Below are 3356 nucleotides of genomic sequence, written 5' to 3'. Positions count from 1 at the left end.
TCGACGGACTGCTTCAGGCCGGATACCTGGAGGACTGGCGCTACCACGCGTGGCTCTGACGGTCCTACTCGGCACCACCGATACGTTTTGGCTGCTGTCCGCGGTTGCATTGATTCGCTGGGAGCGGGCTTTGTCCGATGAGAGCGTAAACGCGTCCGGCTGACCGAGGCCGCCGGGTGGGGGCTGTCGGAGGATCGGGGTATCACTTTCACGGCGGTCACCGCCCGAACCAGGAGGTCTGTGGTGCTCATCGCCATCCTCGATTTCAGTACCGCCGCGACCGACCGCCCGGCTGCCCTCGCCCAGCTCGACGGCGAGCGTGACCAGGTCCGCGCCATGGCGGGCAACGTTGCCTTCCGGGTCTACGCGTCGCGCGAGGACGACACCCAGATCACCGTCGTGCACGAGTGGGACGACCAGGTGTCGTTCGCCGGCTACCTCAGCTCGGATTCCTTCACGCGCTCCGGCGAGGTGCTCCGACCGATCATGACCGGGGCGCCGGTGAGCCGACGGTTCCACGCCGAGCTGCTGGAGGTGGTCGCCTGAACGACGTCGCGGCCGGTTCCTACGATCGGCCCGTGCGAGACCTGTCGATGGCCCGGAAGGCGTACAGCTTCGTCCGGACGTTCGCGCCGGAGCCCGATCGCGATCTCTGCGTCGACCGCCACTACCTGCTCTGCGCCTCCGCCGGCGCCCTCCGGTTGGAGGCCCAGGGTCAGGCGTGGCTGCTGCCGCCGGCCCGGGCCGCGCTGATCGAGGCAGGCCGGCCCATCCGGGTCAGCATCCCGCGGCCCGTCACCACCGCGTCGGTTCTGTTCGACACTGCATTCACCCCGGCGCTGCCAGCACCGTTGACGGTGTTCGACCTCAACCCGCTGGCCCGGGCACTGGTGAACGAGTGCGGCGCGTGGGGCGAGAGCGATGAACCCCTTACGGCCTACGGCGAGACGCTGTTCGCCGCGCTCGCCGCGGTGACCTGGCGGCTCGCCGAGCAGCCAAGCCCTGTCGTCGTGCCGGCCGGACGATCACCGGAGCTGCGCCGGGCTCTACGGCTGACCGAACAGCGGCTCGGCAGCGAGGTCCGCTTCGAAGACCTCGCCGACGAGGTGGGCCTCGCGCCACGGTCGCTGGCCCGGCGCTTTGAAGCGGAAACCGGTATGACCTGGCGGGCGGTCCTGCGCCGCATGCGAGTCGTGCGGGCGATCGAGGAGCTCGCCGCCGGCGACACCCCAATAACCACGATCGCCTTCATGACCGGCTACACCTCCCTGTCAGCGTTCAATACCGCCTTCCGGGACCTGACCGGCCGCACACCCACGGAGTACCGGGCCAGCTTCCGACCCTGACCGGACCGGGCCCGAACGCTCCGTCCTGACGCCCGGACCAAACGCCCGAGTCTCAACGCACGACTCCCCGGACGCTGTATCGAGCTGCCCTGTCCCCGAACGTAACGCCTGCGGACGCCGAACCGGGCGCTGCAGCAACGCACTCGTCAGAGCCGTCCAAGACGTAACGAGGAGGTTAAGAGCGCCCGGCAATAGGGGACGCAGCGTCGCGGGGCTGGGGCACGCACCTCGCGTCGTTGTCGTCGGTCGACACCCAACACCAGGGTGCCTTCCTCCTCCGCCTCGCGATCTACGTGCCCCAGCCCCGCTCCTTGATCCACTCCCCTATTGCCGGGCGCTCTAAGAAGATTGAGAAGTTGGGCTTGAGAACCGCCGAATGCCCAGGTCGGACGCTACGTGACACCCACCCAAGGGGCGGTTGGTGGGCCGCCAGGGGCTCGAACCCTGAACCCGCAGATTAAAAGTCTGCTGCTCTACCTATTGAGCTAACGGCCCGCGGACCCTGATCGTACCTGTCGAACCGACCTGCCACGATGCCAGGATGCGACAGATGCGCGATGCGACAGATGCGCGATGCGGCGGGCGACAGGTGAATGACCTGGCGACCGCAGGGCATGTATGCGGTTCCGTCCCGCATGCCTTGATCGGTCTGGCGCGACACGCGGGCCGCGTCCGACCCGACTGTCGATGCCATGGGACGACCCCGCTTTACTGGTAGGCACAGTGCCTACCTCCCGATCATCCTGCCGCCACGCGTCGGGCCTGCGTCCGCTGGACGTGCTGGCGGTTGGTCCGGTCGACCCGCCGATCGCGACGCGTGGTTGCCGCGCGCCCGGTGCTGTCACCATCGTTCGACAAAGCGACATCATCCGACAGCTCGAGCCTGCCGACATCACGCGAGAACCGGGATGACGTTCGCGATCCACGCGGACGGCCTGACCAAACGCTACCGGCACCGGACCGTGGTGGACTGCCTCGACCTCCAGGTGGCGACCGGTGACCGGTTCGGTTTCCTCGGCCCGAACGGATCCGGTAAGTCCACGACCGTCCGGATGCTGCTCGGCCTGGTGCGCCCGAGCGCCGGCACCGTCAAGATTCTCGGCCGGAGCATGCCGCGTCATGCCCGGCAGGTACTACCCAAGATCGGCGCTCTCGTCGAGGCGCCCGCGTTCCACACCTTTCTGTCCGCCCGGGTCGAGCTGACTGCGCTCGACGCCGCCGGCCGGGGCGGTGCTCGGCGTTCCCGCCGGCGACGGATCGAGGACGCCCTGGACCGGGTCGGGCTCGGTGACATCGACGACCGACCGATCAGCAGATTCTCGCTCGGGATGAAGCAGCGTCTCGGTCTCGCCGCGGCCCTGTTGCGTCGGCCTCGTCTGCTGATCCTGGACGAGCCGACGAACGGGCTTGATCCGCAGAGCATCCGGGAGATCCGCGATCTGCTGCTCGAGCTGAACGCCGAGGGAACGACCGTCTTCCTGTCGTCGCACCTGCTCTCGGAGGTCGAAATGCTCTGCACCGAGACAGCGATCATCTGTGACGGCCAACTGGTCGCCCACGATTCCCTTGATGCGCTGTGCGGGCCGACCGGTCGGGTCACCCTGCGCACCCCGGACTCCGACCTCGCGGCGCACCTGCTCGAACGGGTACTCGAAGGCCGCGACGGGCATTCCCTGGTCGCCCGGACGCAGAACCCGATGGCGCTCAACGCCGCGCTGGTCTCGGCCGGCGTGCGCGTCTCCGAACTGGTGGTGGAACGACGATCACTCGAGGATGTCTTCCTGGAGCTGACCGGCAACGACCACGACGGTGCCCTGCAATCCGTCCTGGATGATCGATGATCCGTGTTGAGATCCAGATCTTGCTCATGCGGCGACGGACGTGGGTGTCGGTGCTGATGCTCGCGACGCTTCCAGTGATCGTCGCGCTCTTTTTGAAGGTCAGCGGAGTTGGGTCGGGGGCAGGGAGCCCGGCCTTCCTCACCGAGGTCATACATAACGGAACGTGGCT

At 67.7% G+C, this 3356-nt stretch carries 3 protein-coding genes and 1 tRNA gene; 3 read left to right on the top strand and 1 reads right to left on the bottom strand.

Annotated elements, in window-relative coordinates:
* The first annotated feature begins 243 nt into the window (after nt 1-243).
* Nucleotides 244-546 (top strand): putative quinol monooxygenase, encoded by a 303-nt coding sequence (locus U9980_RS15255; RefSeq protein ID WP_416210281.1) that lies wholly within the window; start codon nt 244-246, stop codon nt 544-546.
* Nucleotides 547-593: 47 nt separating this feature from the next.
* Nucleotides 594-1346, top strand: a complete 753-nt coding sequence (locus U9980_RS15250) for a helix-turn-helix domain-containing protein (RefSeq protein WP_416210280.1) — start codon at nt 594-596, stop codon at nt 1344-1346.
* A 419-nt stretch (nt 1347-1765) separates the two neighbouring features.
* Here U9980_RS15250 and U9980_RS15245 read toward each other — a convergent pair.
* Nucleotides 1766-1841: transfer RNA gene (locus U9980_RS15245), tRNA-Lys, on the bottom strand.
* A gap of 413 nt (nt 1842-2254) precedes the next feature.
* Between U9980_RS15245 and U9980_RS15240 the strand changes: the two genes are divergently transcribed.
* On the top strand, nt 2255-3187 hold the full coding sequence (locus tag U9980_RS15240; RefSeq protein WP_322768515.1) for an ABC transporter ATP-binding protein: 933 nt from the start codon (nt 2255-2257) through the stop codon (nt 3185-3187).
* Nucleotides 3188-3356: the final 169 nt, after the last annotated feature.

This window comes from Protofrankia sp. Cr1 (assembly GCF_963555865.1).
GTDB lineage: Bacteria > Actinomycetota > Actinomycetes > Frankiales > Frankiaceae > Protofrankia.
This window is presented reverse-complemented; position numbering and strand designations above follow the sequence as displayed.

What these genes read in the sequence shown, in the direction of transcription:
- U9980_RS15240 (WP_322768515.1), top strand. Translation starts at nt 2,255, where the DNA reads ATGACGTTCGCGATCCACGCGGACGGCCTGACCAAACGCTACCGGCAC.
- U9980_RS15250 (WP_416210280.1), top strand. Translation starts at nt 594, where the DNA reads ATGGCCCGGAAGGCGTACAGCTTCGTCCGGACGTTCGCGCCGGAGCCC.